This window comes from Tsukamurella pseudospumae, assembly GCF_001575205.1.
In the GTDB taxonomy this organism is placed as follows: Bacteria; Actinomycetota; Actinomycetes; order Mycobacteriales; family Mycobacteriaceae; genus Tsukamurella; species Tsukamurella pseudospumae.
In genome coordinates, this window is sequence record NZ_LSRE01000015.1 from 36,655 (window position 1) to 57,700 (window position 21,046).

The window sequence follows — 21,046 nt, forward strand, 5'->3', positions numbered from 1 at the left end:
CCACTGGACAGACAAAAGGACGTGTGACGCAAGTGATCGACGAAACGCTCTTCGACGCCGAGGAGAAGATGGAGAAGGCCGTCTCGGTGGCCCGGGAGGACTTCCAGTCGATCCGCACCGGCCGCGCCAACCCCGGGATGTTCTCGAAGGTGGTCGTGGACTACTACGGCTCGCCCACTCCCATCACCCAGATCAGTTCGATCACCACGCCCGAGGCGCGGCTCGTGGTGATCAAGCCCTATGAGGCGAACCAGCTCGGCAACATCGAGACGGCGATCCGCAACTCGGACCTGGGCGTGAACCCCACCAACGACGGCCAGCTGCTCCGCGTGAGCATCCCGCAGCTCACCGAGGAGCGCCGCAAGGATCTGGTCAAGCAGGTCAAGGGCAAGGGCGAGGACGCCAAGGTGTCCATCCGCAACGTCCGGCGCAAGGCCAACGACCAGCTGGCCAAGATCGTCAAGGACGGCGACGCCGGCGAGGACGAGGTGGCCCGCGCCGAGAAGGAACTCGACAAGACGACGGCGAAATACGTCGCCCAGATCGAGGACCTCGTGGCGCGCAAGGAAGCCGATCTGATGGAGGTCTAGCCGTGCCGGAAACCCCCGACTCGGTCGGCGCCGACAGCTCCGCCCCGGGCTCGCCCGACGCACCGTCGGAACCCGGGAAGCGCAAGATCAGCGCCGGGCGCAACCTCCCGGCGGCGATCGGCGTGGGCGTGAGCCTGGGCGCGATGATCGTGGCGATCCTGGTCTTCGCCCCGCACCTGTGGGTGCCGCTCGTCGCGGCAGCGGTGGCACTGGCCACCTGGGAGGTCGTCAAGCGGTTCCGCGCGGCGGGCACGAATCTCGAGCTGTGGCCGATGCTGATCGGCGGCCAGGCGATCATCTGGCTCAGTTGGCCGCTCGGCCCGGAGGGGGTGCTGGCGGCGTTCGTGGCCACGGTGCTCGTCGCGATGATCTGGCGGCTGTTGGGGCATCAGAGCACGGCGGCACCGAACTCCTTCACCCGCGACATCTCCACGACGGTGTTCGTGCTCGCCTGGATCCCGCTGTTCGCGGCGTTCGGCACCATGCTGGTGCTGCCGGAGGACCGCGGGCCGCAGCGCGTGGTCGCCCTGGTGCTGCTCGTGGTCTGCTCGGACGTGGGTGGCTACGCCGCGGGCGTGCTCTTCGGCAAGCACCCGATGGTGCCGGCGATCAGTCCGAAGAAGTCCTGGGAGGGCTTCGCCGGATCGATGGTCGCGGGCGCAGTCGGCGCGGTGCTGGTGCTCAAGTTCCTGCTCGACGTGAACCCGCTGTGGGGTCTCATCCTCGGGCCGGTGGTGGTGATCACGGGGACCCTCGGCGACCTGCTCGAGTCGCAGGTCAAGCGCGACCTGGGCATCAAGGACATGGGCACCCTGCTGCCCGGTCACGGCGGTCTGATGGACCGCCTGGACTCGCTGCTGCCCAGCGCGGTCGTGGTCTGGGCGGCACTGACCGCCCTCATGGGCAGCTGACGGTCCGCGGTTCCGCACGGTGCGCGGCCCGACGGTGCGCGGCCCGACGGTGCGCGGCCCGACGGTGCGCGGCCCGGGTCAGCGTGTCCGGCGGAGGGCCTCGCGCAGGGGCCGCGGCACGACGCCCTCGCGGCGCCGGGCCTTGCGGCGCGTGATGACGACGCCGATCAGCGCGATCGCCCACAGCGGGTACTGCGCGAGCCAGGCCGCACGGAAGCCGTCGAAGGTCAGGCCCGCGCCGGCGCCCATGATCGAGCCCATCGCCTGGATCAGGACGAGGCTGGCGAGGAAGCCGCCGATGTTCACCATGCCCTGTGCGGTGCCGAGCACCCGTGAGGTGTTGAAGGATCGGGCGTAGTCGAAGCCGATCGCGCTGCTGGGACCGCCGACGGAGATCACCAGGACGAGCACCGTGAGCAACCACACCGGTGAGGGCTCGTCGCGGACCAGGACCGCCGTCCACACCGCGGCGCTGCCGATGATGATGGCGATCACCATCCACGAGCGGCGGGTCGGGAACCGTCCCGTGAGGTAGCCGATGACGGGGCCCGACGCGAGCGTCGCGACCACGCCGAAGGTCACGATCGCCCCCGCCTCGCCGGACGACAGGCCCTGCGCGGTGGTCAGGTACGGGACGCCCCACATGAGCATGAACGCCGTCACCGAGAACATCGCGCCCATGTGGGTGAAGAACCCGAGCCGGGTACCCGGGTGCATCCACGTGGAGCGGAGGATCCCGGGGATGTCCTGCGCGCGGACGGTGACCTTCGGCGCGACCTTCTCGGGCGGAGCGTCGCGCACGAACGCCAGCACGGCGATCGCGGCGATCAGACCGAGGCTCGCGGCGCCGAGATAGGCGGGGGTCCAGCCGTCGGCGTGCAGCAGCGCGAGGAAGGGGACAGCGGACAGGATCTGTCCGAGCTGGCCCGTCATGCCGGTCAGTTGCGTGACCAGCGGAATCCGGCGTACCGGGAACCACGCCGGGACCAGGCGCAGGACCGACACGAAGGTGAGCGAGTCACCGATGCCCACGGCCACGCGGCCGGCGATCGCCAGCGGCAACGACTCGGTGAGCGCGAGGGTCATCTGGCCCGCGGCCATGATCATCGCGCCGGTGAACACGAGGCGCCGCGACCCGAACCGGTCCAGCATGAGACCTGCGGGAATCTGCATGCCCGCGTACACCACGAGCTGCAGGACGACGAACGCCGAGAGCGTCGCGGGCGCCGCACCGTACCGCGCGGCGGCGTCGGTGCCGGAGACGCCGAAGGAGGTCCGCTGCAGGACGCCGATCACGTAGGCGAGAGTCGCCACCGACCAGACGATCCATGCGCGCATGGATCCATCGTTCCACCGGCCCTCCGGAGTGTCCGGAGCGGGTGAGTCGACGCCGGGGGCGCGCCGACCCGGCTCGCGGACCGCGCCCCTCAGTCCTGCAGCTTCTTCGCCGCGCGCCGCAGCTGGATGATCCGCAGCGCCCCGGCGAGGCCCACGAGCAGCGCTCCGCCGATCGCGGCGATGAGCAGCGAGACGCCCAGCGGCAGTGTGGTCTTCCAGAAGATCAGGTTGATCTCGGTGTTGTTCTGGTTCTGCACGATGAAGACCAGCAGGAGCAGGAGGATGACGGCGCCGCCGAGCAGCCCGGACCAGAGCGCGGCCGACCGCGTGTGCTTGACCTGCTGGTAGGCGTTGCGGGTGTCGACGCCGCGCTTGCTTGCGGAGGTCGTTGCCGTCGGGCCGGTCGACGGTGCCTCGTCGAGGTCCTCCCGCACTGCGGGAAGGTTCGCGGCGTCCGCCGCGTCGTCGGGGACCGGTGCTCCGAGCGACTCTTCGCCGTCTCGAACGCGGTCTTCGTCTTTCGCCATGGCGGCTATCCTGCCACCTCCGCGGGGACCCGGCACGGGGGCGCGCGGTGGCGCGGATCACCCGCCGGTCGTCGTGGTCGTCCGTTCGTCGCTGACGTGGGAGGATGGACTGGTTATGAGCACCTCTCTGCCGCTGGTATTCGACGCCCCCAAGCGCGGCAAGCCGCCGCGCCACCTCGCCGATCTCACCGATGACGAGCTCAAGACCGCGGTCAAGGACCTCGGTCTGCCCGCGTTCCGCGCGAACCAGCTCGCGCGGCACTACTACGGCCGGCTCGAGGCCGACGCGTCGACGATGACCGACCTGCCGGCCGGCGCGCGGGACACGGTCGGGCAGGCACTGTTGCCCGAGCTGATGACTCCCGTCCGGCACATCGCCACCGACAGCGGCACCACCCGCAAGACGCTGTGGCGCCTGCACGACGGGACGCTGCTCGAGTCGGTTCTGATGCGGTACACCGACCGCGCCACGCTGTGCATCTCGAGCCAGGCCGGCTGCGGCATGGCATGCCCGTTCTGCGCCACCGGGCAGGGCGGGCTCGACCGCAACCTGTCGACCGCGGAGATCGTGGACCAGGTGCGCAGCGCCGCCCGGGCCATGGCCGACGGTGACGTGGCCGGCGGCCCGGGACGCCTGTCGAACGTCGTGTTCATGGGCATGGGCGAGCCGCTCGCCAACTACAAGCGGGTGGTCCAGGCCGTGCGCCGCATCACCTCACCCGCCCCGGAGGGGATGGGCATCTCGCAGCGGCACGTCACCGTCAGCACCGTGGGACTCGCGCCCGCCATCCGGAAGCTGGCCGACGAGGGGCTGTCCGTCACCCTGGCGGTCTCGCTGCACACGCCCGACGACGAACTGCGCGACACGCTGGTGCCCGTCAACAACCGGTGGAGCGTCGCCGAGGTGCTGGACGCGGCGCGCTACTACGCCGACCGGACGGGTCGGCGCGTGTCGATCGAGTACGCGCTGATCCGCGATGTGAACGACCAGCCCTGGCGCGCGGACATGCTGGGCGAGAAGCTGCGTAAGAAGCTCGGCCAGTTCGCGCACGTCAACCTGATCCCGCTGAATCCGACGCCGGGCAGCGAGTGGGACGCGTCGCCGAAGGACCGTCAGGACGAGTTCGTGCGCAGGGTGATCGCGCAGGGTGTCTCGTGCACCGTGCGCGATACCCGCGGACAGGAGATCGCGGCGGCCTGCGGTCAGCTGGCCGCCGAGGAGAAGTAGCTCAGTACTTCCACTTGCGGCGGCGGGTGACCAGCCACTGGACGAGGATCGTGCCGAGGATCGCCACGGCGAAGCCGACGAGGAAGATGTCCTCGGTCTTGCCCTGGTGGTTGCCGTGCATCATGAACAGCAGGAGCGCGGCGAACAGCACGCCGGCGATCCGCGCGGAGGTGGGTGCGTTGCCGCTCCAGCCCCAATCGCGCGACGGGACGTCGGCGACGTCGACCTTCGAAGTGCTCTGACGCTCCAGGTCGGTGGTTGCCACTGCGTTCTCCTTCGTCGCTTCCGTCAGCTGTGCATCGGGGCGACCCGCGATGCACACCGGGCGCGGGCCCGGGATACGGGAGAATCCTATCCCGCTACGACCGTGCGTCGTACGAGGGGCGCGCAAACGCCTGGGTAGCGTGGCGGTGTGATCTTCCACCTCGCGTTCGTCGCCGACTGGAACGCCGCCCGTGCGGTCGGCGAGTACACCGTGTCCACCCGTGGAGCGTCGCTCGCGGACGTCGGTTTCGTGCACTGCTCGACCGCGGAGCAGTGGCGCGGCGTGCGGGAGCGGTTCTACGCCGACGTGCCGGTCGCGGACCTCGTCCTGCTGTCCGTCGACCCGACGGGGCTCGACGTGCGGTACGAGCCGCCGGCGCCCGGCGTGGAGGAGCTGTTCCCGCACGTCTACGGCCCGATTCCGGTGTCGGCGGTGGTCGGGGAGAACGCCCTCCAGGTGGTCGCGTTCCCCGACACCTCGTGGAGTGAGTCCGATCTGGACGTGTTGCCGGACGACGGGCACCGCTACGAGATCGTGGACGGGAGTCTGCTGGCGACCCCGCTTCAGTCGGACGTGCATCAGCTCGTCAGCGCCAACGTGCTGATGGTGTTGCGCACCTCGGCCTCGTTGTCGTTCCGGCCCCTGCACAGCATCGGCGTGCGAGTGCCGGGCGGCAGTCTCATCCCCGACATCACAGTCCTACGTCCGGGAGTCGCGAGGGACGTGGAATGGAGCGAGGCGGAGGACGTCGCGCTCGTGGTGGAGATTGCGTCTCGGTCCACCCGTGTCACGGATCGCACACTCAAGGCCGCGAAGTACGCCGAGGCGGGGATCCCGTCGTACTGGCGCGTCGACGCGGACGGGACCGTGACGATCCACACCGATCCCGATGGCCTCGATTACATGCGCACGCAGGTCGTGCGACCCGGCGAGCGACTGCGCGTCGCCGCTCCGTTCCCCGTCGAGCTGGATCCCGCGTCGCTCGTCGATTGACGCCTCCTAGTCTGAAGTGGTGACCACCCGCGTCCTCATCCTCGGCAGCACCGGCTCCATCGGCACTCAGGCGTTGGAGGTGATCGCGGAGAACCCGGACCGGTTCGAGGTCGTCGGGCTCGGCGCGGGCGGCGGCAACGTCGACCTGCTCGCGCAGCAGGCGCGCGCCACCGGCCTCGACGGTGCCCGGATCGGCATCGCCGATCCGTCCCGCGCCGCGGGCTTCGACGGTGCCCTCGCCGGCCCCGAGGCGATGACCCGGCTGGTCGAGACGGTCGAGGCCGACGTGGTGCTCAACGGTGTCGTCGGGAGTCTCGGGCTCGGCCCGACCCTCGCGGCGCTCGACAGCGGCGCACGGCTCGCGCTCGCCAACAAGGAGTCCCTGGTCGCGGGCGGCTCGCTGGTGCTGGCCCGTGCCGCCGAGGGGCAGATCGTGCCCGTCGACTCCGAGCACTCGGCGATCGCGCAGTGCCTGCGCGGCGGCAGCGCGGCCGAGGTGGACAGGCTGATCGTGACCGCTTCCGGTGGGCCCTTCTTCGGGCGCACCCGCGCCGAGCTGGCCGAGGTGACGCCGGAACAGGCCGCGCAGCACCCCACGTGGTCTATGGGGCGGATGATCACGCTCAACTCCGCGACGCTGGTCAACAAGGCGCTCGAAGTGATCGAGGCGCATCTGTTGTTCGGCGTGCCCTACGACCGGATCGATGTCACGGTGCACCGCCAGTCGGTGGTGCACTCGATGGTCACCTTCGTCGACGGCGCGACCATCGCCAAGGCCTCGCCGCCGTCGATGAAGCTGCCGATCGCCCTCGCGCTCGGGTGGCCGGACCGGGTCCCGGGCGCGTCCGCCGCCTGCGACTTCACGCAGGCCCACACCTGGACCTTCGCCCCGGTCGACGACGAGACCTTCCCCGCGATCTCCGTCGCCCGCGACGCCGGCACCCGCGGCGGCAGCCTCACCGCGGTGTTCAACGCCGCGAACGAGGTCGTCGCGCAGGCCTTCCTCGACGGCCGCACGTCCTTCCTCGCCATCGTCGACACGGTCGCGCAGGTCGTGTCCGACGGTGCCCAGTGGCAGGCCGAGCCGCGCGACATCGCAGATGTGTTGGCCGCCGAGGAGTGGGCCCGCCGGCGGGCGTCCGAGCTGGTCGGGCTGGTCTGATCCGACCGGTATTCTGGGGGTCATGATGTACGCACTGGGTATCGCGGCGTTCGCGCTGTGCATCCTCGCGTCGATCGCGTGGCACGAGTGCGGGCACATGTGGGCGGCGCAGGCCACGGGCATGAAGGTTCGGCGCTACTTCGTGGGTTTCGGCCCCACGCTCTGGTCGACGCGCCGGCCGAACACGCCCGACGGCATCGAGTACGGCGTCAAGGCCCTGCCGCTGGGCGGCTTCTGCGACATCGCCGGCATGACCCTGCTCGACGAGCTGAAGACGCCCGTCGAGCAGGAGAAGGCGATGTACAAGCAGGCCGCGTGGAAGCGCCTGTTCGTGATGTTCGCCGGGCCGGGGATGAACTTCATCCTGGGTGCGCTGCTCATCTACGGCGTGGCCGTCACCGCCGGCCTGCCGGCGATGAACACGACCCCGCGGGCGGCGGTCGCGGCCACCGGGTGCGTCGCCGACGCCACGACCAAGCCCAGCAAGGAGCAGCCGAGCAAGCCCGTGGGCGAGTGCCGCCCGAGCCCCGCGGCGCAGGCGGGGTTGCAGCGCGGTGACGTCATCACGTCCGTGAACGGCAAGGCCGTCGACGCAGACTCGGTGTTCGACGCGCTCCAGAATGCATCGGGCCCGATCGCGCTCGGGATCGAGCGGGACGGGCAGGAGCGCACGGTCACCGTCGACCCCCTGATCAGCAAGAAGTGGCGCGCGACGCCGGACGGCAAGGACCTCACCGAGGTCTCCGGGCCCACGATCGGCATCAGCGTCGGCACGCTCGGCGTGGTCAACCACTACAACCCGATCACCGCGATCGGCGGCACCGCGGCGTTCACCGTGGACCTCGGGAAGAAGACCGTCGTCGCGATCGGGCAACTGCCGCAGCGGATCCCGGCCCTCATCGACGCGATCAAGGGCGAGGAGCGCAGCCTCGACACCCCGCAGTCGCTCCTCGGCGCCTCGATGATCGGCGGCGAGGTGGCCGAGCGCGACATGTGGAGCGTGTTCTTCCTGCTGCTCGCGGGGCTGAACCTCATGCTCGGCCTGATCAACCTGCTGCCGGTCCCGCCGTTCGACGGGGGCCACATGGCCGTGATCCTCTTCGAGAAGCTCCGCGACCTGGTCACCGGGCGCAAGGGCGGCCCCGTCGACTACATGAAGCTCGCGCCGCTGACCTACATCGTCCTGGCCCTGGCAGGCGGGTACATGCTGCTCGTCCTGACAGCCGACATCGTCAATCCGATCAAGCTCTTCAACTGAAACCGGAGAAGCAGCACATGTCCGTAGGTTTGGGAATGCCGGCAGCCCCGGTCCCCGTTCTGGCCCCGCGCCGCAAGACCCGCCAGCTGAACGTGGGCGGAGTCGGCGTCGGTAGCGACAGCCCCATCTCGGTGCAGTCCATGTGCACCACCAAGACGCACGACGTGAACGCCACGCTGCAGCAGATCGCCGAGCTCACGGCGTCGGGCTGCGACATGGTGCGCGTCGCCTGCCCGCGGCAGGAGGACGCCGACGCGCTGCCGATCATCGCCAAGAAGGCGAACATCCCGGTCATCGCCGACATCCACTTCCAGCCGAAGTACATCTTCGCCGCGATCGATGCGGGCTGCGCCGCGGTGCGCGTGAACCCCGGCAACATCAAGGAGTTCGACGGCCGCGTGGGCGAGGTCGCGAAGGCGGCCGGCGCCGCGGGCATCCCGATCCGCATCGGCGTCAATGCCGGCTCGCTCGACAAGCGGCTGATGGAGAAGTACGGCAAGGCCACCCCGGAGGCCCTGGTCGAGTCCGCGCTGTGGGAGGCGAGCCTGTTCGAGGAGCACGGCTTCGGCGACATCAAGATCTCCGTCAAGCACAACGACCCGGTGATCATGGTCGAGGCGTACCGGCAGCTCGCCGCGCAGTGCGACTACCCGTTGCACCTCGGCGTGACCGAGGCGGGCCCGTCGTTCCAGGGCACGATCAAGAGCGCCGTCGCCTTCGGGTCGCTGCTGTCCGACGGCATCGGTGACACCATCCGCGTGTCCCTGTCGGCCCCGCCGGCCGAGGAGATCAAGGTGGGCGACGCGATTCTGCAGTCGCTGAACCTGCGGCCCCGCAAGCTGGAGATCGTTTCCTGCCCGTCGTGCGGGCGCGCCCAGGTGGACGTCTACAAGCTCGCCAACGAGGTCACCGCCGGCCTCGAGGGCATGGAGGTGCCGCTGCGCGTCGCCGTCATGGGCTGCGTCGTGAACGGTCCCGGCGAGGCCCGCGAGGCCGACCTCGGCGTCGCGTCGGGCAACGGCAAGGGACAGATCTTCGTCAAGGGCGAGGTCATCAAGACCGTCCCCGAGTCGAAGATCGTCGAGACGCTCATCGAGGAAGCCCTGCGCATCGCGGAGGAGTCGGGGGATAGTGAGACCGGTGCGCCGGTCGTGACGGTGACGTAGGGCCGTCCCGCCCGGCGCCGTGAGAGTGCGCGCAGCCGAACGAATGGACGCGCCAGAGGTGTGAGGAGCTGCCGGTGCTGAGGATGCTGCACGAACGGCCGGTCCCCGCGCGGGATCTGCCGAAGGTGTCGGCCGTCCTCGACGCCGATCCCGTCGCCTCGTGCATGGTCGCGGGCCGCGTCCAGGAGTGCGGCACCGATCCCGGCAGTCTCGGCGGGGAGCTCTGGACGCACCGCGACGCGGGCACCTCGCTGTGCTTCTCGGGCGCGAACCTCATGCCGCTGCGGGGAGACCTCGACGACATGCGGTACTTCGCGGCCCGGGCCGCTCGCAACGCGCGGACCGCTGCGTCGATCGTGGGTCGCGCGGAGTACGCGATGCCGCTGTGGGAGGAGCTCGAGCCGGCCTGGGGTCCCGCCAGGGAGGTCCGTCCGGAGCAACCACTGATGACGATGACGGAGCCCGCGCGATCGCCGCACCCCGGGGTGCGGCCGGCGCGGATGGCGGAGATCGATCGCTACCTCGACGCGTCCATCGCCATGTTCACCGCCGAGGTCGGCATCGATCCGCGCGGCGCCGACGGGGGCCGCGCCTATCGGCGCCGCGTCGCCAACACCATTCTCGGCGGGCGAGCGTACGTCCTGTTCGACGGTGCCGAGGTCGCCTTCAAGGCCGAGGTCGGGGCCGTCTCGCGCACCGTCGGGCAGATCCAGGGCGTGTGGGTGCGACCCGACCTGCGTGGGCAGGGCCTCGGCGGCGCCGGGACCGCCGCGGTCGCGGAATCGGTGCGACGTTCCGGACGGATCCCGAGCCTGTACGTCAACAGCTTCAACATCGCTGCGCGGCGTGCGTACGAGCGCGTCGGCTTCCGCCAAGTGGCGACCTTCGCCACCGTTCTGCTTACCTAGTACCTCGTGAACACATGGGGGTACGTGGTCGTCGCCGTGCTGATGGCGATCGGACTGTTGGGAATCCTGATCCCGGTGCTGCCGGGCTCGACGCTGGTCGCGCTCGGAATCCTGATCTGGGCGATCTTCAGCGGCGGGTCCGCGTGGTGGGTCTTCGCCGGCGCGCTCGCGGTGATGGTGCTCGCGTGGGGCGTGAAGTACCTCGTGGGCGGCCGGACGATGGCCAAGGCGGGCGTCGGGAAGTGGTCCCTGGTCGTCGGCGGTGTCGCCGGCATCGTGCTGTTCTTCGTGATCCCGGTGGTGGGGCTGGTGATCGGGTTCATCGGCGGCACGTTCGCGGCCGAGGCCGTGCGGCTGCGGGACGCCCGTGAAGGGTGGAAGGCGGCCCTGGCCGCCACCAAAGCCGCAGGCCTGCTCATCCTCATCGAACTGGCCGGTGCGCTGTGTGCGATCGGGATCTGGCTCGCGGCCGTGATCAGCTGAGCCGGGCGGCACAATCCGGATCGGACTGCGGATCGTGGATCGCGCTACCACTGCCGACACGACGACCTACGCCGAGCGACGGGACCGGAACGGGTACTCGGGCCGCCGACCATGCTCGAGGAAGGCTATGGCTCGGTCACGGAACCGTGTTCCCGGACGCGCGGCGAGGTGCTGCGCAGGATCCCAGACCACCCAGTGCAGTTCGGTGGCGAGCGCGTTGGCGAACGCCAGTACCTCGTCGAAGGCATCGGTGATGCGGTGTGCGTTCGGCGCGATGGGCATGGAGATCACCATGATCCCGCCTCTGCGTACCTCCAGCACGACGCCGCTGTCGGCGTCGGCGAAGATCTCCGTATCCAACCGCCCCCAGCGCAGTTCCATGTTCTGGACGAGGTGCACGTCACCCGCGTAGCCCGCGCAGAACTCCCGGACGGCCAGGAGTTGCTCGTCGCGGTCCGAGTCCCCGCGGCCGTTGAACCTGGATTCGGTGTCCGGGTCGCGATCGAAGGCGGCGTCGTACTCGCGGCCGTAGTCGCGGTCGTCGGAACGGCTGAAACCGTTGTGGTAGTTGTAGCCCAGCGGATCACGGCTCCCGCAGTCGTGACACTCGTACTGGGATTCGTAGCTGCGCTCGTACGAGTCGTACCCGTATCCGGTGCGCCTCCCGCGCGGCCCGATCACGAACGCGTACTCCTCCGCGATCGGCCCGTTGAGGAACTGCGTCGTGACGCTGGCCTTCGTCGCGCGGATCTCCGACCGCGATCCGTCGTGCCCCTGCGCCACGACCCTGCCCTTGAGGACGTGACCCATCGGCTTGAGGTAGTGGCGAACGAGGAATCGCAGCCACTCCGCCGAGCGGTCGAAGTCGGGATCTCGATCCCAGACGATCGCCGTGCCGTCCGGGTTGGACACCCAGTGACATCCGCCGCGCGGAACCTTCGCCCGCTCCGGCACCGGTTGGTTCTGCGCGGCGATCGCCGTGCGTTCCTCAAGCGTGAGGGGCGGGTCCACCGCGAACTCGCCCTCGAATGATGCCTCGTTGATCATGGTTCCCCCGATCGATCTGTTCCCCTTACCTATTGGACGCGCGGGGCGGCCGTTCGGTTCCGTAGGGTGTCGCCATGACCTTCGACGCGGCGGCATTGTTCGACCTCACCGGACGCACTGCGCTGGTCAGCGGTGCGAGTTCGGGGATCGGGGCGGCGATCGCGGAGGCGCTCGACGGTGCCGGCGCCCGCGTCCTGCGCGCCGGACGCGACCGGGCTCGGCTCGGCCCGGACGGGATCAGCGCGGATCTCACCCGTGGCGCAACGGAACTCATCGAGCAGGTCGACGCGCGGCTGGGGGAGGGCGGCACCGTCGACGTGCTCGTCAACTGCGCGGGCAGCAACCCGCGCCCACCCCTCGCCGATATCGACGACGCGCTCTACCGTGAGATCCTCGCCGTGAACCTCGATGCGCCCTTCCAACTCGGCCAGCACTACGGGCCGCGAATGGCGGAGCGCGGCTGGGGGCGGATCATCAACGTGGCCTCGACGCAGGCGCACCGCGCCTTCGGCAACAGCGGCGTCTACGGCGTCGCCAAGGCCGGCATCGCGGGCCTCACCCGCTCGCAGTCCGAGGCGTGGGCGCCGCGCGGGGTGACGGCGAACTCGATCACGCCGGGCCTCGTCGCGACGCCCATGACCACCGCCGTGCTCGCCGATTCCGAACGTTCCGAGTACTTCCGGCGCCGCGCGCACACCGGGACGCTCGGCGCACCGTCGGACTTCGCGGCCGCGGCGGTGTTCCTGGCGGGCCCGGGCTCGGCGTGGGTGACCGGCCAGAACCTCTGCGTCGACGGTGGCCTGTCGGTGACCTGAGCGCCGGCTACACGCGCTCGAGCACGACGCTGGCGCCGTGGCCGCCGGCCGCGCAGATCCCGAGCAGCGCGGTGTCCTTGCCGGTGAGCGCCAGCTCGTTCGCCATCGTGGTCACCATGCGGGCGCCGGTGGCGCCGAACGGGTGCCCGATGGAGACGGACCCGCCGTGCACGTTCAGGCGGTCGAGGTCGATCTCGCCGACCGGCTCGTCGCGGTCCAACCGCTCCGCGGCCCAGGTGGGGCTCGCGAGCGCGTCGAGCACGGACAGGGTCTGCGCGGCGAAGGCCTCGTGGATGTCGACGAGGTCGACGTCGCCGAGCTTCAGGCCCGCCTTGTCGAGCGCGCGCGGCATGGAGATCGCGGGTCCGATGAGCACCTCGTCTGCCGGGTCGACGCTGACATAGCTCCACGACCGGACCGCCGCGAGCGGCGTCAGCCCGAGCTCGCGGGCCTTGTCCTCGCTCATGATCAGCACGGCGGAGGCACCGTCGGTCAGCGGACTGGCGTTGCCCGCCGTGACGGTGCCGTCGCGGTCGAAGGCGGGCTTGAGCGCCGCGAGCTTGTCCAGGCTCGTGTTCGCGCGGACCAGGCCGTCGCGCTGGACGACGGTGCCGTCGGGGGTGGTTACCGGGACGACCTCGCGGTCGAACCGGCCGGAGGCGATCGCGGCGGCGGCGCGCCGGTGCGAGCGGAGGGCGAACTCGTCCTGGGCCGCGCGCGTGATCCCGTGGATCCTCGCCATCTTGTCGGCGGACTCGCCCATGACCTCGCCGGTGGTGCGCTCCTCGATCCTGGGGCGGCTGGGCAGGAGGCCGGTGAACGGCGCCAGACCGACGGCGGCGGAGAGGTAGTCGCGCGGAGAGGGCTTGCCGAGGGCCAGTGGCGCCGCGGCTTGGACGAGCTTGCTGGGCAGGTTCACCGCGGCGTTGGACACGGAGTCGGAGCCGCCCGCGATCATGATGTCGTACTCGCCGCGCTCGATCGCCGCGGCAGCCGTCGTGATCGCCTGCAGGCCCGACGCGCAGGCGCGGGTCACGGTGTGGCCTTCGACGCCGTGTCCGAGTCCCAGATCGAGGGCGACCTCGCGAGCGATGTTCGGGGTGCCGGCGGGGAGGATGACGCCGCCCCACACCATCGCCTCGATCCGGGTCCGCGCCTGCGGGACCGCGTCGAGAAGGCCCCGCACGGCCGCGCCGGCGAGGGCGATGGTGTCGAGGTGGACGAACTCGCCGAAGGCGCGGACGAACGGAGTGCGGGCGCCGGAGACGATCACGGCGCGGCGGCTGGACGGAGTGGTCATGCGGCGATCTTACTCATGAGTCAGTTCGCAGTGTGGCGGGGCACACACCATCACTTCCGCCTCAGTCTTCACAGCCCAGCGCGGCACCCGGGAAGTGTCGGTGCCCCGTCGTAGCCTTGCGGCGTGGAGAAGCTGCGCGCCCGTCTGGTGGTGATCGTCGTGGTCGTCGTGGCGATGATCGCGCCTTCGGCGTGCGCGCCCGCGAACACGAACGGCCCGGGCCCCGTCGCGGTCCGGTTCGGGGCCGCGCTCGCGGACAAGGACTTCGACGGGGCCGCGGCGCTGACGACCTCCCCGGACGCCGCTGAGGCGGCGCTGCGCGCGGCGTTCGACGGCCTGCAGGCCCGGGGTGTGCAGATCAAGGTCGGTCAGGTGCGCACCACCGGCGCCACCAGCGAGGTCGAGTACGAGTACGTGTGGGACCTGCCCGCCGACGCGGGGCGGTCCGGCCGCACCTGGGACTACCGCGGATCGCTCACGAGCATCCAGGAGAACGGGCAGTGGAAGGTGCGGTGGGCGCCGTCCGTCCTGCACCCGCGGCTCGGCGCCAACCAGACCATGGTGCTGCGCTCGCTCGCCGCGACCAAGGCGCCGGTGAACTCCGCGTCCGGCGGGGCCGTGCTCGTGCCGGGCGTGATCAATCGCATCCGGCTCGAGGCGTCGAAGGTCCCTGCGCCGACCACGGTGCTCGACGTCGCGGGGCAGTTGGTGCGCGCGTTGCAGCCGATCGTTCCGGGTCTGGACCCGGTGCAGATCACCGAGCAGGCGACCTCGTTGCGCGCGCCCTACGTGGTGGCCTCGGTGAACCAGGCCGACCTGCGCAAGCTCGCCGGGGACGTCACGGCGCTGCCCGGCGTCACGCTGGTCGAGCAGGCCGACCTGGTGCCCACCGACCGCACCTTCGCGCCCGCGCTGATGTCGTCGATCAAGAAGAACGTCACGGGCGACCTCGCGGGCAAGGACGGCTGGGAGGTGATCGCGCAGGCCGACACCGGGGCGCGCGTGACGACCCTCTCCTCGACGGCGCCGCAGACGGCGTCCGCGGCCACCGTGAGCATCTCGCCGCTCGCCCAGGCGGCGGCGCAGGCCGCGGTCGACACCCGGCGCGACAGGCAGGCGATGATGGTCGTGATCCAGCCGTCCACGGGCAACGTGCTCGCCGTCGCGCAGAACCCCGAGGCCGACAAGTTCGGTTCGCTCGCCACCACCGGCCAGTATCCGCCGGGTTCCACCGGCAAGATCGTCACGGCCACCGCGGCGATCTCCACGGGCCTCGCGACGCCGGACACGATCGTCCCGTGCCCCGGCACCATCACGATCGGCGAGCGATCCGTGCCGAACTACAACGAGTTCTCCCTCGGTGACGTCACGATGCAGCGAGCCTTCGCCCGCTCGTGCAACACCAGTTTCGCGTTCCTCGGCGCGAAGATGAAGCCGGATGCTCTGCACACCGCCGCCGCCGAGTTGGGGATCGGGCCCGAGTACACGATCGCCGCGCTCCCGGTCTCGTCCGGTCAGTACCCGCTGCCGAAGGCGATGGTGAACCAGGTGGAGGACAGCTTCGGCCAGGGCGAGGTCCTGGTGAGCCCGTTCTCGATGGCCCTCGCGGTGGCCTCCGTCGCGCACGGCGGGGCAGTGACCCCGCAGCTGATGCTCGGCAAGCCCACGAAGGTCGACGGGGAGCGGCCCCCGCTGGATCCGAAGGCCGTCGACGGGGTGCGGGCCATGATGCGCGAGGTGGTCGCCTCGGGCACCGCCGAGCTCATCCGCGGCGCCGGCGACGTCCTCGGCAAGACCGGTGAGGCGGAGGTCGACGGTGGTTCTCACGCCTGGTTCGTCGGCTACCGCGGCGACCTGGCCTTCGCCACCCTCGTCGTCCTCGGCGGCAGCTCCGACAACGCCGTCGCGGTGACGAAGCAGTTCTTCGACCGGTTCGACGCACCGGTCTCCGCCGTCCCGAACTGAGCGCCGCGGAGAGGGTTCGCGGGGCGGGCACTGCGGGACGTATGCGCTCCGGATTTCCGGCTATGAAATCCTGACCGCCAGTGACGGAACGGACGGCATGTCGAGCCCGTCGGACTCGAGGCAGGCCTGACGGCTCAGTAGGGCGCCGCGATTCCCGGCCAGGACGTCGATACCTTCCTCCCGCGGGAGGTTTTCACTCGATATCGGGTTGCAGCCCGATGATCTGGCAGTAGCTCCCGCGGGAACTTCCGCCGGGCACCATGGATGTCCGCTTTGTCACTGGCGGTCACGGTTGCATAGTCGCTCCCCGGCGGTGTGGTCCGCTTCGCGGCGAGGGTGGACACCTGCCGCCGCCGCGAACCCTCGCACCTCCCCGCGCCCGCCCGTGCCCGCCCGTGCCCGCGCACCGTCGGGCGCCCGATACGCTGGTGCGATGACCCGCGCTGCACTGGTTCCCGGCACCGTATCGCCCCGTCTGGCCGTCCCCGCGAAGATCGTGCGGCCCGAGTACGTCGACAAGCCGTCGGCGAACGAGGGGAACGAGCCGTGGGTGCAGACGAGCGAGACCATCGAGAAGATGCGCCTGGCGTCGCGGATCGCGGCCGACGCGCTGCAGGCCGCGGGTGCTGAGGTACGGCCCGGCGTCACGACCGATCACCTGGACCGGGTGGCGCACGAGTACATGCTCGACCACGGCGCCTACCCCTCGACGCTGGGCTACCGCGGCTTCCCCAAGAGCTGCTGCACCAGCCTCAACGAGGTGATCTGCCACGGCATCCCGGACTCGACCGTGATCGAGGACGGCGACATCGTCAACATCGACGTCACCGCGTACATCGACGGCGTGCACGGCGACACCAATGCGACCTTCCTCGCCGGGGACGTCTCCGAGGAGCATCGCCTGCTGGTCGAGCGGACGCACACCGCGACGATGCGGGCGATCAAGGCCGTCAAGCCCGGTCGGGAGCTCAACGTGGTGGGGCGCGTCATCGAGTCCTACGCGAACCGCTTCGGCTACAGCGTGGTCCGCGACTTCACCGGCCACGGCATCGGCGAGACCTTCCACAACGGACTGGTCGTGCTGCACTACGACGCGCCGAACGTCGAGACGGTGCTCGAGCCCGGCATGGTCTTCACCATCGAGCCCATGATCAACCTCGGCGGCCTCGACTACGAGATCTGGTCCGACGGCTGGACCGTGGCCACCAGCGACAAGAAGTGGACGGCCCAGTTCGAGCACACCCTGGTCGTCACCGAGGACGGCGCCGAGATCCTCACCCTGCCGAGCGATTCCGCCGCCTAGCGCGATGGAGCTGCACGGCGCCCTCCTCATCGCCGGCGCCACCTCCGACGCCGGGAAGTCCACCGTCACGGCCGGACTGTGCCGTCTGCTCGCCCGGCGGGGTGTGCGGGTCGCGCCGTTCAAGGCGCAGAACATGTCCAACAACTCCGTCGCCACCGTCGAGGCCGACGGCACGAGCGGCGAGATCGGCCGGGCCCAGGCGACCCAGGCCCTCGCGTGCGGCCTGGCACCGTCGACCCGGTTCAACCCCGTCCTGCTCAAGCCGGGCAGTGACCGCCGCAGCCAGCTGGTCCTGCACGGCCGCGCCGTCGGCGACGTGGGCGCCCGCGACTACATCACCCGCCGGCAGTGGCTGCTCGACGAGGTGACGACCACACTGAACACACTGCGCGAGGAGTTCGACGTGGTGCTCTGCGAGGGCGCCGGCAGCCCCGCCGAGATCAACCTGCGCGCCACCGACATCGCGAACATGGGCCTCGCCCGCGCCGCGGACCTGCCGACGCTGATCGTCGGCGACATCGACCGCGGGGGAGTGCTCGCGCACCTCGCGGGCACCGTCGCCGTGATGCCGCCGGAGGACCAGCGCCTCGTGTACGGCTTCCTCGTCAACCGCTTCCGCGGCGATGTCTCTCTCCTCGAGCCCGGCCTCGAGCAGCTCGAGGCGATCACGAGGCGCCCGACCCTCGGCGTGCTCCCGTACCTCACCGATCTCCGGCTCGACGCCGAGGACTCCCTCGCCGCGCTCGGCACGGACCTCGTCGGCCGCGGATCGACCGCCCCGGACCCGATCACCGTCGCCGCGATCGCCCTGCCCCGCGTCTCCAACACCACCGACGTCGAGGCGCTGGCCGTCGAGCCGGGCCTGACGGCCCGCTGGACCACCCGCCCCGCCGACGTCCTCGCCGCCGACCTCGTCGTCCTCCCCGGCACGAAGAGCACCGTCGGCGACCTGGCCTGGCTCAGGGACACCGGCCTCGCGGACGCCCTGATCCGACGGGCCGCCGCCGGCGGGCCGGTCGTCGGTATCTGCGGCGGCTACCAGATGCTCGGCCGCACGATCGCCGACCCCACCGGGGTCGAGGCACCGTCGGGCACCCGGGTCGAGGGGCTCGGCATCCTCGACCTCGACGTCGAGTTCGCGTCCGAGAAGACCGTTCGGAACGTCGCGGGGATCGGCCTGGGTGTGCCCGCGGCGGGCTACGAGATCCACCACGGCACCGTCGTCCGGACCGCGGAAAGCCCTGCGCTGCAGGGGCCCGACGGTGCCGAGGGCGCGCTGAACGGCGCCGTGCTGGGTACCCACTGGCACGGGCTCTTCGGATCGGACGGCTTCCGCCGGGAGTACCTGCGCCACGTGTTCGGGAACCGGGACCTCGGCCCGACCGTGAATTACGACGGTGCCCGGCTCGCCCAGCTCGACGTGATCGCCGACGCGATCGAGGAGCACTGCGATGTCGATGCGGTCCTGCGTCCACTGCGTTCCGAGGGCGCGTTTTCGGCGATCCTGCCGTCCATTCGGATCATCAGTGACTAGCGTTAGCGATCATGGGGATCGATTCAGCGCAGACGGTGCAGGTGCCTGCGGGCTCGTGGACCTTCGACGTGTCGGTCGGGGGGTCTGAGCACGGCGTACCCGTTCTGCTGCTGCACGGCTTCCCGCAGACGGAGGAGTGCTTCGACCAGGTCCGCGAACGCCTGCACGAGGCGGGGCTGCGGACCATCGCGCCGCGCCAGCGCGGCTACAGTCCCGGTGCGCGGCCGCTGGGCGCCGATCAGTACACGATGAAGCACCTCGCGGAGGACGCCGCCCGCATCCTCGACGCGCTCGAGGTGCCGTACGCGCACGTCGTCGGGCACGGGCTGGGCGCCACCGTCGCCTGGCACTTCGCCGCCGCCTACCCGCTGCGCGCGATGAGCCTGACCGCCGTCTCCTTCGGTCATCCGTCGGCGTTCGGCGCGGCGATGGCCACCGATCAGGATCAGCGGCAGCGCTCCCGCTACCTCGAGCTGTTCCTGCAGGCCGGCGCCGCGGAGAAGGCGCTGCTCGACAACAACGCGCGCACCCTGCTGGCCACCGCGCCGGGCGGCGGCATCGAGGCGCTCGCCGACGAGCAGGCACTGACGGCCGCCCTGAACTGGTACCGGGCGAACCTCGTGCCCGGCGGGGAGGGGCTGGACTGCCCGGTCATCGAGGTCCCGACGACGCTGGTGTGGGGCAACCGCGACGCGATCGCCGGTGCCGCGCAGGCCAAGGGCACCGCCCACTACCTCCGCGCCGACTACCGCCTGTCCGAGGTGCCCGACGGTGACCATTGGCTCCCGCTGCGCGCCCCCGCGGCGCTGGCCTCGGAGATCGCGCTGCGCACGCTCCGGAACTGATCCGGCTAGTCGTCCTTCGACAACCCCAGCAGCGCGTTCTCCACGAGCTCCGGCAGGGCGGGGTGGATCCAGTACTGCCCCCGCGCGAACTCGAGTGCGGGGATCGAGAAGGACATCGCGGTGATCGCCGACTGGATCAGCGTCGACGCCTGCGGCCCCACGATGTGCGCGCCCACGAGCAGCCCCGTCGAGCGGTCCGCGACGAGCTTGCAGACGCCCGCGACGTCGCCCATCGCCCACCCGTAGGCGACGTCGGCGTACTTCTGCACGGCCACGGCCACGTCGATGCCCTCGGCGCGGGCGACCGCCTCGTTCAGTCCGACCGACGCGACCTGCGGGTGCGAGAACACCGCGCCCGGAACGAACCGGTGGTCCGAGGTCGCGGCCGGGGCGTCCCAGCCGGACAGCAGGTTCTCCGCGGTGACCCGGGCTTCGTGGTTGGCGACGTGCCGGAGCGGGAACCGCGTGCTCACGTCGCCGAGCGCCCACACGCCGCGCACGGACGTGCGCTGGTGCTCGTCGACGGGGATGCGCCCGGCATCGTCGAGTTCGATCCCGATGGCCGAGGTCGAGAGCGTGTCGCCGTTGGGCGTGCGGCCCGTCGCGACGAGCAGGACGTCGCCGGCCACCGTCGAGCCGTCCGTGAGGTCGACCTCGACGCCGTCCCCGACGGCGCGCGTCGCCGTCACCTCGGTGCTCAGCCGCACGTCCCACTTCTCGGAGACGAGCTCGGTGAACAGCTCGGAGATCGTCTCGTCCTGCGAGCGCAGCAGGCGCGGGCCCCGCGCGACGACGGTGACCCGTGCCCCGAGACCGGCGAAGACGTGCGCGAACTCGGCGGCGATGTACCCGCTGCCCACGATGATGACGTGCCCGGGCAGAGCGTCGAGCCGCATGATCGAGTCGCTGGTGTGGAACGGCGCGGTGCCCGCGGTGAACACGGGCGGGACGACCGCCCGTGACCCCGCGGCGATGACGACCTCGCGCCCGGTCACCACGGTGCCGTCGGCCAGTTCCAGACGGTGCAGGCCGTCGGGCGAGGAGGGCAGGAACCGAGCCTCCTGCTGGAAGACGGTGATGTTGGGGCACTTCTCGACCCGGTACCGCAGGCCCCCGGCCGCGTACCGGTCGATCCGCCCGAAGACGCGGTCCCGGATGTCCGCCCAGCGGGTCCCGGTGACCTCGGCGTCGACGCCCAGTGCTCCGGCCTCGCGCGCCTCCTCGGCGACGTCCGCGGGGTACACGAACATCTTCGTGGGGATGCAGCCCACGTTCAGGCAGGTGCCGCCGAACGCACCGTTGTAGGCCGTCCCCTTGTCGACGATCGCGACGGTCCGGTCGTCGAAGCGGTGATCGGGGATGGTGTTTCCGGCTCCCGACCCGATGATGACGAGGTCGAACACCTGCT

Annotated in this window: 20 protein-coding genes; 14 read left to right on the forward strand and 6 right to left on the reverse strand. The window is 70.7% G+C overall.

Annotation, left to right across the window (positions count from 1 at the left end; translation table 11 throughout):
- Positions 1 to 32: 32 nt before the first annotated feature.
- Positions 33 to 590 carry a ribosome recycling factor gene (frr, locus tag AXK61_RS12965; protein ID WP_068570628.1) on the forward strand — a complete coding sequence of 186 codons (558 nt, stop codon included), beginning with the start codon at positions 33 to 35 and terminating at the stop codon, positions 588 to 590.
- A 2-nt stretch (positions 591 to 592) separates the two neighbouring features.
- Positions 593 to 1,501, forward strand: coding sequence for a phosphatidate cytidylyltransferase (locus tag AXK61_RS12970; protein WP_068570627.1), 909 nt, complete (start codon positions 593 to 595; stop codon positions 1,499 to 1,501).
- Between the two features lie 78 nt (positions 1,502 to 1,579).
- On the opposite strand, the gene AXK61_RS12975 is transcribed toward AXK61_RS12970, so the two are convergent.
- Both AXK61_RS12975 and AXK61_RS12980 read right to left on the reverse strand, forming a co-directional pair.
- The gene (locus AXK61_RS12975; protein WP_068570626.1) at positions 1,580 to 2,839 is read right to left on the reverse strand and encodes an MFS transporter; all 1,260 of its coding nucleotides are present in this window, start codon (positions 2,837 to 2,839) and stop codon (positions 1,580 to 1,582) included.
- An 89-nt stretch (positions 2,840 to 2,928) separates the two neighbouring features.
- Positions 2,929 to 3,366, reverse strand: a complete 438-nt coding sequence (locus AXK61_RS12980; protein WP_068570625.1) for a LapA family protein — start codon at positions 3,364 to 3,366, stop codon at positions 2,929 to 2,931.
- A 115-nt stretch (positions 3,367 to 3,481) separates the two neighbouring features.
- Here AXK61_RS12980 and rlmN point away from each other — a divergent pair, with 115 nt between their 5' ends.
- On the forward strand, positions 3,482 to 4,594 hold the full coding sequence (rlmN, locus tag AXK61_RS12985; protein ID WP_068570624.1) for a dual-specificity RNA methyltransferase RlmN: 1,113 nt from the start codon (positions 3,482 to 3,484) through the stop codon (positions 4,592 to 4,594).
- Between the two features lies 1 nt (position 4,595).
- Here the strand turns inward: rlmN and AXK61_RS12990 are convergent, their stop codons facing one another.
- Positions 4,596 to 4,859, reverse strand: coding sequence for a DUF2631 domain-containing protein (locus AXK61_RS12990; protein ID WP_068570674.1), 264 nt, complete (start codon positions 4,857 to 4,859; stop codon positions 4,596 to 4,598).
- A gap of 147 nt (positions 4,860 to 5,006) precedes the next feature.
- Between AXK61_RS12990 and AXK61_RS25405 the strand changes: the two genes are divergently transcribed.
- The 6 genes from AXK61_RS25405 to AXK61_RS13025 all read left to right on the forward strand — a co-directional run bounded on the left by AXK61_RS25405 (position 5,007) and on the right by AXK61_RS13025 (position 10,829).
- Entirely contained in the window at positions 5,007 to 5,852 is an 846-nt protein-coding gene (locus AXK61_RS25405) for a DUF952 domain-containing protein (RefSeq protein ID WP_082777909.1), read from the forward strand.
- 19 nt (positions 5,853 to 5,871) lie between these two features.
- A complete protein-coding gene (gene dxr / locus AXK61_RS13005) occupies positions 5,872 to 7,014 on the forward strand; it encodes a 1-deoxy-D-xylulose-5-phosphate reductoisomerase (RefSeq protein ID WP_175399963.1) in 1,143 nt (380 codons plus the stop codon).
- A gap of 22 nt (positions 7,015 to 7,036) precedes the next feature.
- Positions 7,037 to 8,272: a M50 family metallopeptidase gene (locus AXK61_RS13010; RefSeq protein WP_068570622.1), complete on the forward strand. Its 1,236-nt coding sequence runs from the start codon at positions 7,037 to 7,039 to the stop codon at positions 8,270 to 8,272.
- A gap of 17 nt (positions 8,273 to 8,289) precedes the next feature.
- Positions 8,290 to 9,438 (forward strand): flavodoxin-dependent (E)-4-hydroxy-3-methylbut-2-enyl-diphosphate synthase, encoded by a 1,149-nt coding sequence (gene ispG / locus AXK61_RS13015; protein ID WP_068570621.1) that lies wholly within the window; start codon positions 8,290 to 8,292, stop codon positions 9,436 to 9,438.
- A 74-nt stretch (positions 9,439 to 9,512) separates the two neighbouring features.
- Positions 9,513 to 10,346, forward strand: a complete 834-nt coding sequence (locus AXK61_RS13020; RefSeq protein ID WP_068570620.1) for a GNAT family N-acetyltransferase — start codon at positions 9,513 to 9,515, stop codon at positions 10,344 to 10,346.
- A gap of 6 nt (positions 10,347 to 10,352) precedes the next feature.
- A complete protein-coding gene (locus AXK61_RS13025; RefSeq protein ID WP_139057827.1) occupies positions 10,353 to 10,829 on the forward strand; it encodes a DUF456 domain-containing protein in 477 nt (158 codons plus the stop codon).
- A gap of 66 nt (positions 10,830 to 10,895) precedes the next feature.
- On the opposite strand, the gene AXK61_RS13030 is transcribed toward AXK61_RS13025, so the two are convergent.
- Positions 10,896 to 11,876 carry a hypothetical protein gene (locus AXK61_RS13030; protein WP_068570619.1) on the reverse strand — a complete coding sequence of 327 codons (981 nt, stop codon included), beginning with the start codon at positions 11,874 to 11,876 and terminating at the stop codon, positions 10,896 to 10,898.
- Between the two features lie 74 nt (positions 11,877 to 11,950).
- On the opposite strand from AXK61_RS13030, the gene AXK61_RS13035 reads away from it, so the two are divergent.
- Positions 11,951 to 12,691, forward strand: coding sequence for an SDR family NAD(P)-dependent oxidoreductase (locus AXK61_RS13035; protein ID WP_068745668.1), 741 nt, complete (start codon positions 11,951 to 11,953; stop codon positions 12,689 to 12,691).
- A gap of 7 nt (positions 12,692 to 12,698) precedes the next feature.
- Here AXK61_RS13035 and AXK61_RS13040 read toward each other — a convergent pair whose 3' ends face one another.
- Positions 12,699 to 13,991 (reverse strand): thiolase family protein, encoded by a 1,293-nt coding sequence (locus AXK61_RS13040; RefSeq protein ID WP_068745670.1) that lies wholly within the window; start codon positions 13,989 to 13,991, stop codon positions 12,699 to 12,701.
- Between the two features lie 123 nt (positions 13,992 to 14,114).
- On the opposite strand from AXK61_RS13040, the gene AXK61_RS13045 reads away from it, so the two are divergent.
- From AXK61_RS13045 to AXK61_RS13060, 4 genes are all read left to right on the forward strand, one after another.
- The gene (locus AXK61_RS13045) at positions 14,115 to 15,956 is read left to right on the forward strand and encodes a penicillin-binding transpeptidase domain-containing protein (protein WP_139057826.1); all 1,842 of its coding nucleotides are present in this window, start codon (positions 14,115 to 14,117) and stop codon (positions 15,954 to 15,956) included.
- Positions 15,957 to 16,389: 433 nt separating this feature from the next.
- Positions 16,390 to 17,259 carry a type I methionyl aminopeptidase gene (gene map / locus AXK61_RS13050; RefSeq protein WP_068745673.1) on the forward strand — a complete coding sequence of 290 codons (870 nt, stop codon included), beginning with the start codon at positions 16,390 to 16,392 and terminating at the stop codon, positions 17,257 to 17,259.
- 4 nt (positions 17,260 to 17,263) lie between these two features.
- Positions 17,264 to 18,793, forward strand: a complete 1,530-nt coding sequence (locus tag AXK61_RS13055; RefSeq protein WP_068745675.1) for a cobyric acid synthase — start codon at positions 17,264 to 17,266, stop codon at positions 18,791 to 18,793.
- Between the two features lie 11 nt (positions 18,794 to 18,804).
- Complete coding sequence (locus AXK61_RS13060; protein ID WP_068570614.1) at positions 18,805 to 19,638, forward strand: alpha/beta fold hydrolase; 834 nt, start codon at positions 18,805 to 18,807, stop codon at positions 19,636 to 19,638.
- Positions 19,639 to 19,643: 5 nt separating this feature from the next.
- On the opposite strand, the gene AXK61_RS13065 is transcribed toward AXK61_RS13060, so the two are convergent.
- On the reverse strand, positions 19,644 to 21,041 hold the full coding sequence (locus tag AXK61_RS13065) for a mycothione reductase (protein ID WP_082777913.1): 1,398 nt from the start codon (positions 21,039 to 21,041) through the stop codon (positions 19,644 to 19,646).
- Positions 21,042 to 21,046: the final 5 nt, after the last annotated feature.

Excerpts from the sequence above, each read along its gene's own strand:
- AXK61_RS13035 (WP_068745668.1), top strand. The coding sequence starts at position 11,951 with ATGACCTTCGACGCGGCGGCATTGTTCGACCTCACCGGACGCACTGCG.
- ispG (WP_068570621.1), top strand. The coding sequence starts at position 8,290 with ATGTCCGTAGGTTTGGGAATGCCGGCAGCCCCGGTCCCCGTTCTGGCC.
- AXK61_RS12980 (WP_068570625.1), bottom strand. The coding sequence starts at position 3,366 with ATGGCGAAAGACGAAGACCGCGTTCGAGACGGCGAAGAGTCGCTCGGA.
- AXK61_RS13010 (WP_068570622.1), top strand. The coding sequence starts at position 7,037 with ATGATGTACGCACTGGGTATCGCGGCGTTCGCGCTGTGCATCCTCGCG.
- AXK61_RS13060 (WP_068570614.1), top strand. The coding sequence starts at position 18,805 with ATGGGGATCGATTCAGCGCAGACGGTGCAGGTGCCTGCGGGCTCGTGG.
- AXK61_RS13040 (WP_068745670.1), bottom strand. The coding sequence starts at position 13,991 with ATGACCACTCCGTCCAGCCGCCGCGCCGTGATCGTCTCCGGCGCCCGC.
- rlmN (WP_068570624.1), top strand. The coding sequence starts at position 3,482 with ATGAGCACCTCTCTGCCGCTGGTATTCGACGCCCCCAAGCGCGGCAAG.
- AXK61_RS13030 (WP_068570619.1), bottom strand. The coding sequence starts at position 11,876 with ATGATCAACGAGGCATCATTCGAGGGCGAGTTCGCGGTGGACCCGCCC.
- map (WP_068745673.1), top strand. The coding sequence starts at position 16,390 with ATGACCCGCGCTGCACTGGTTCCCGGCACCGTATCGCCCCGTCTGGCC.
- AXK61_RS12975 (WP_068570626.1), bottom strand. The coding sequence starts at position 2,839 with ATGCGCGCATGGATCGTCTGGTCGGTGGCGACTCTCGCCTACGTGATC.
- AXK61_RS13055 (WP_068745675.1), top strand. The coding sequence starts at position 17,264 with ATGGAGCTGCACGGCGCCCTCCTCATCGCCGGCGCCACCTCCGACGCC.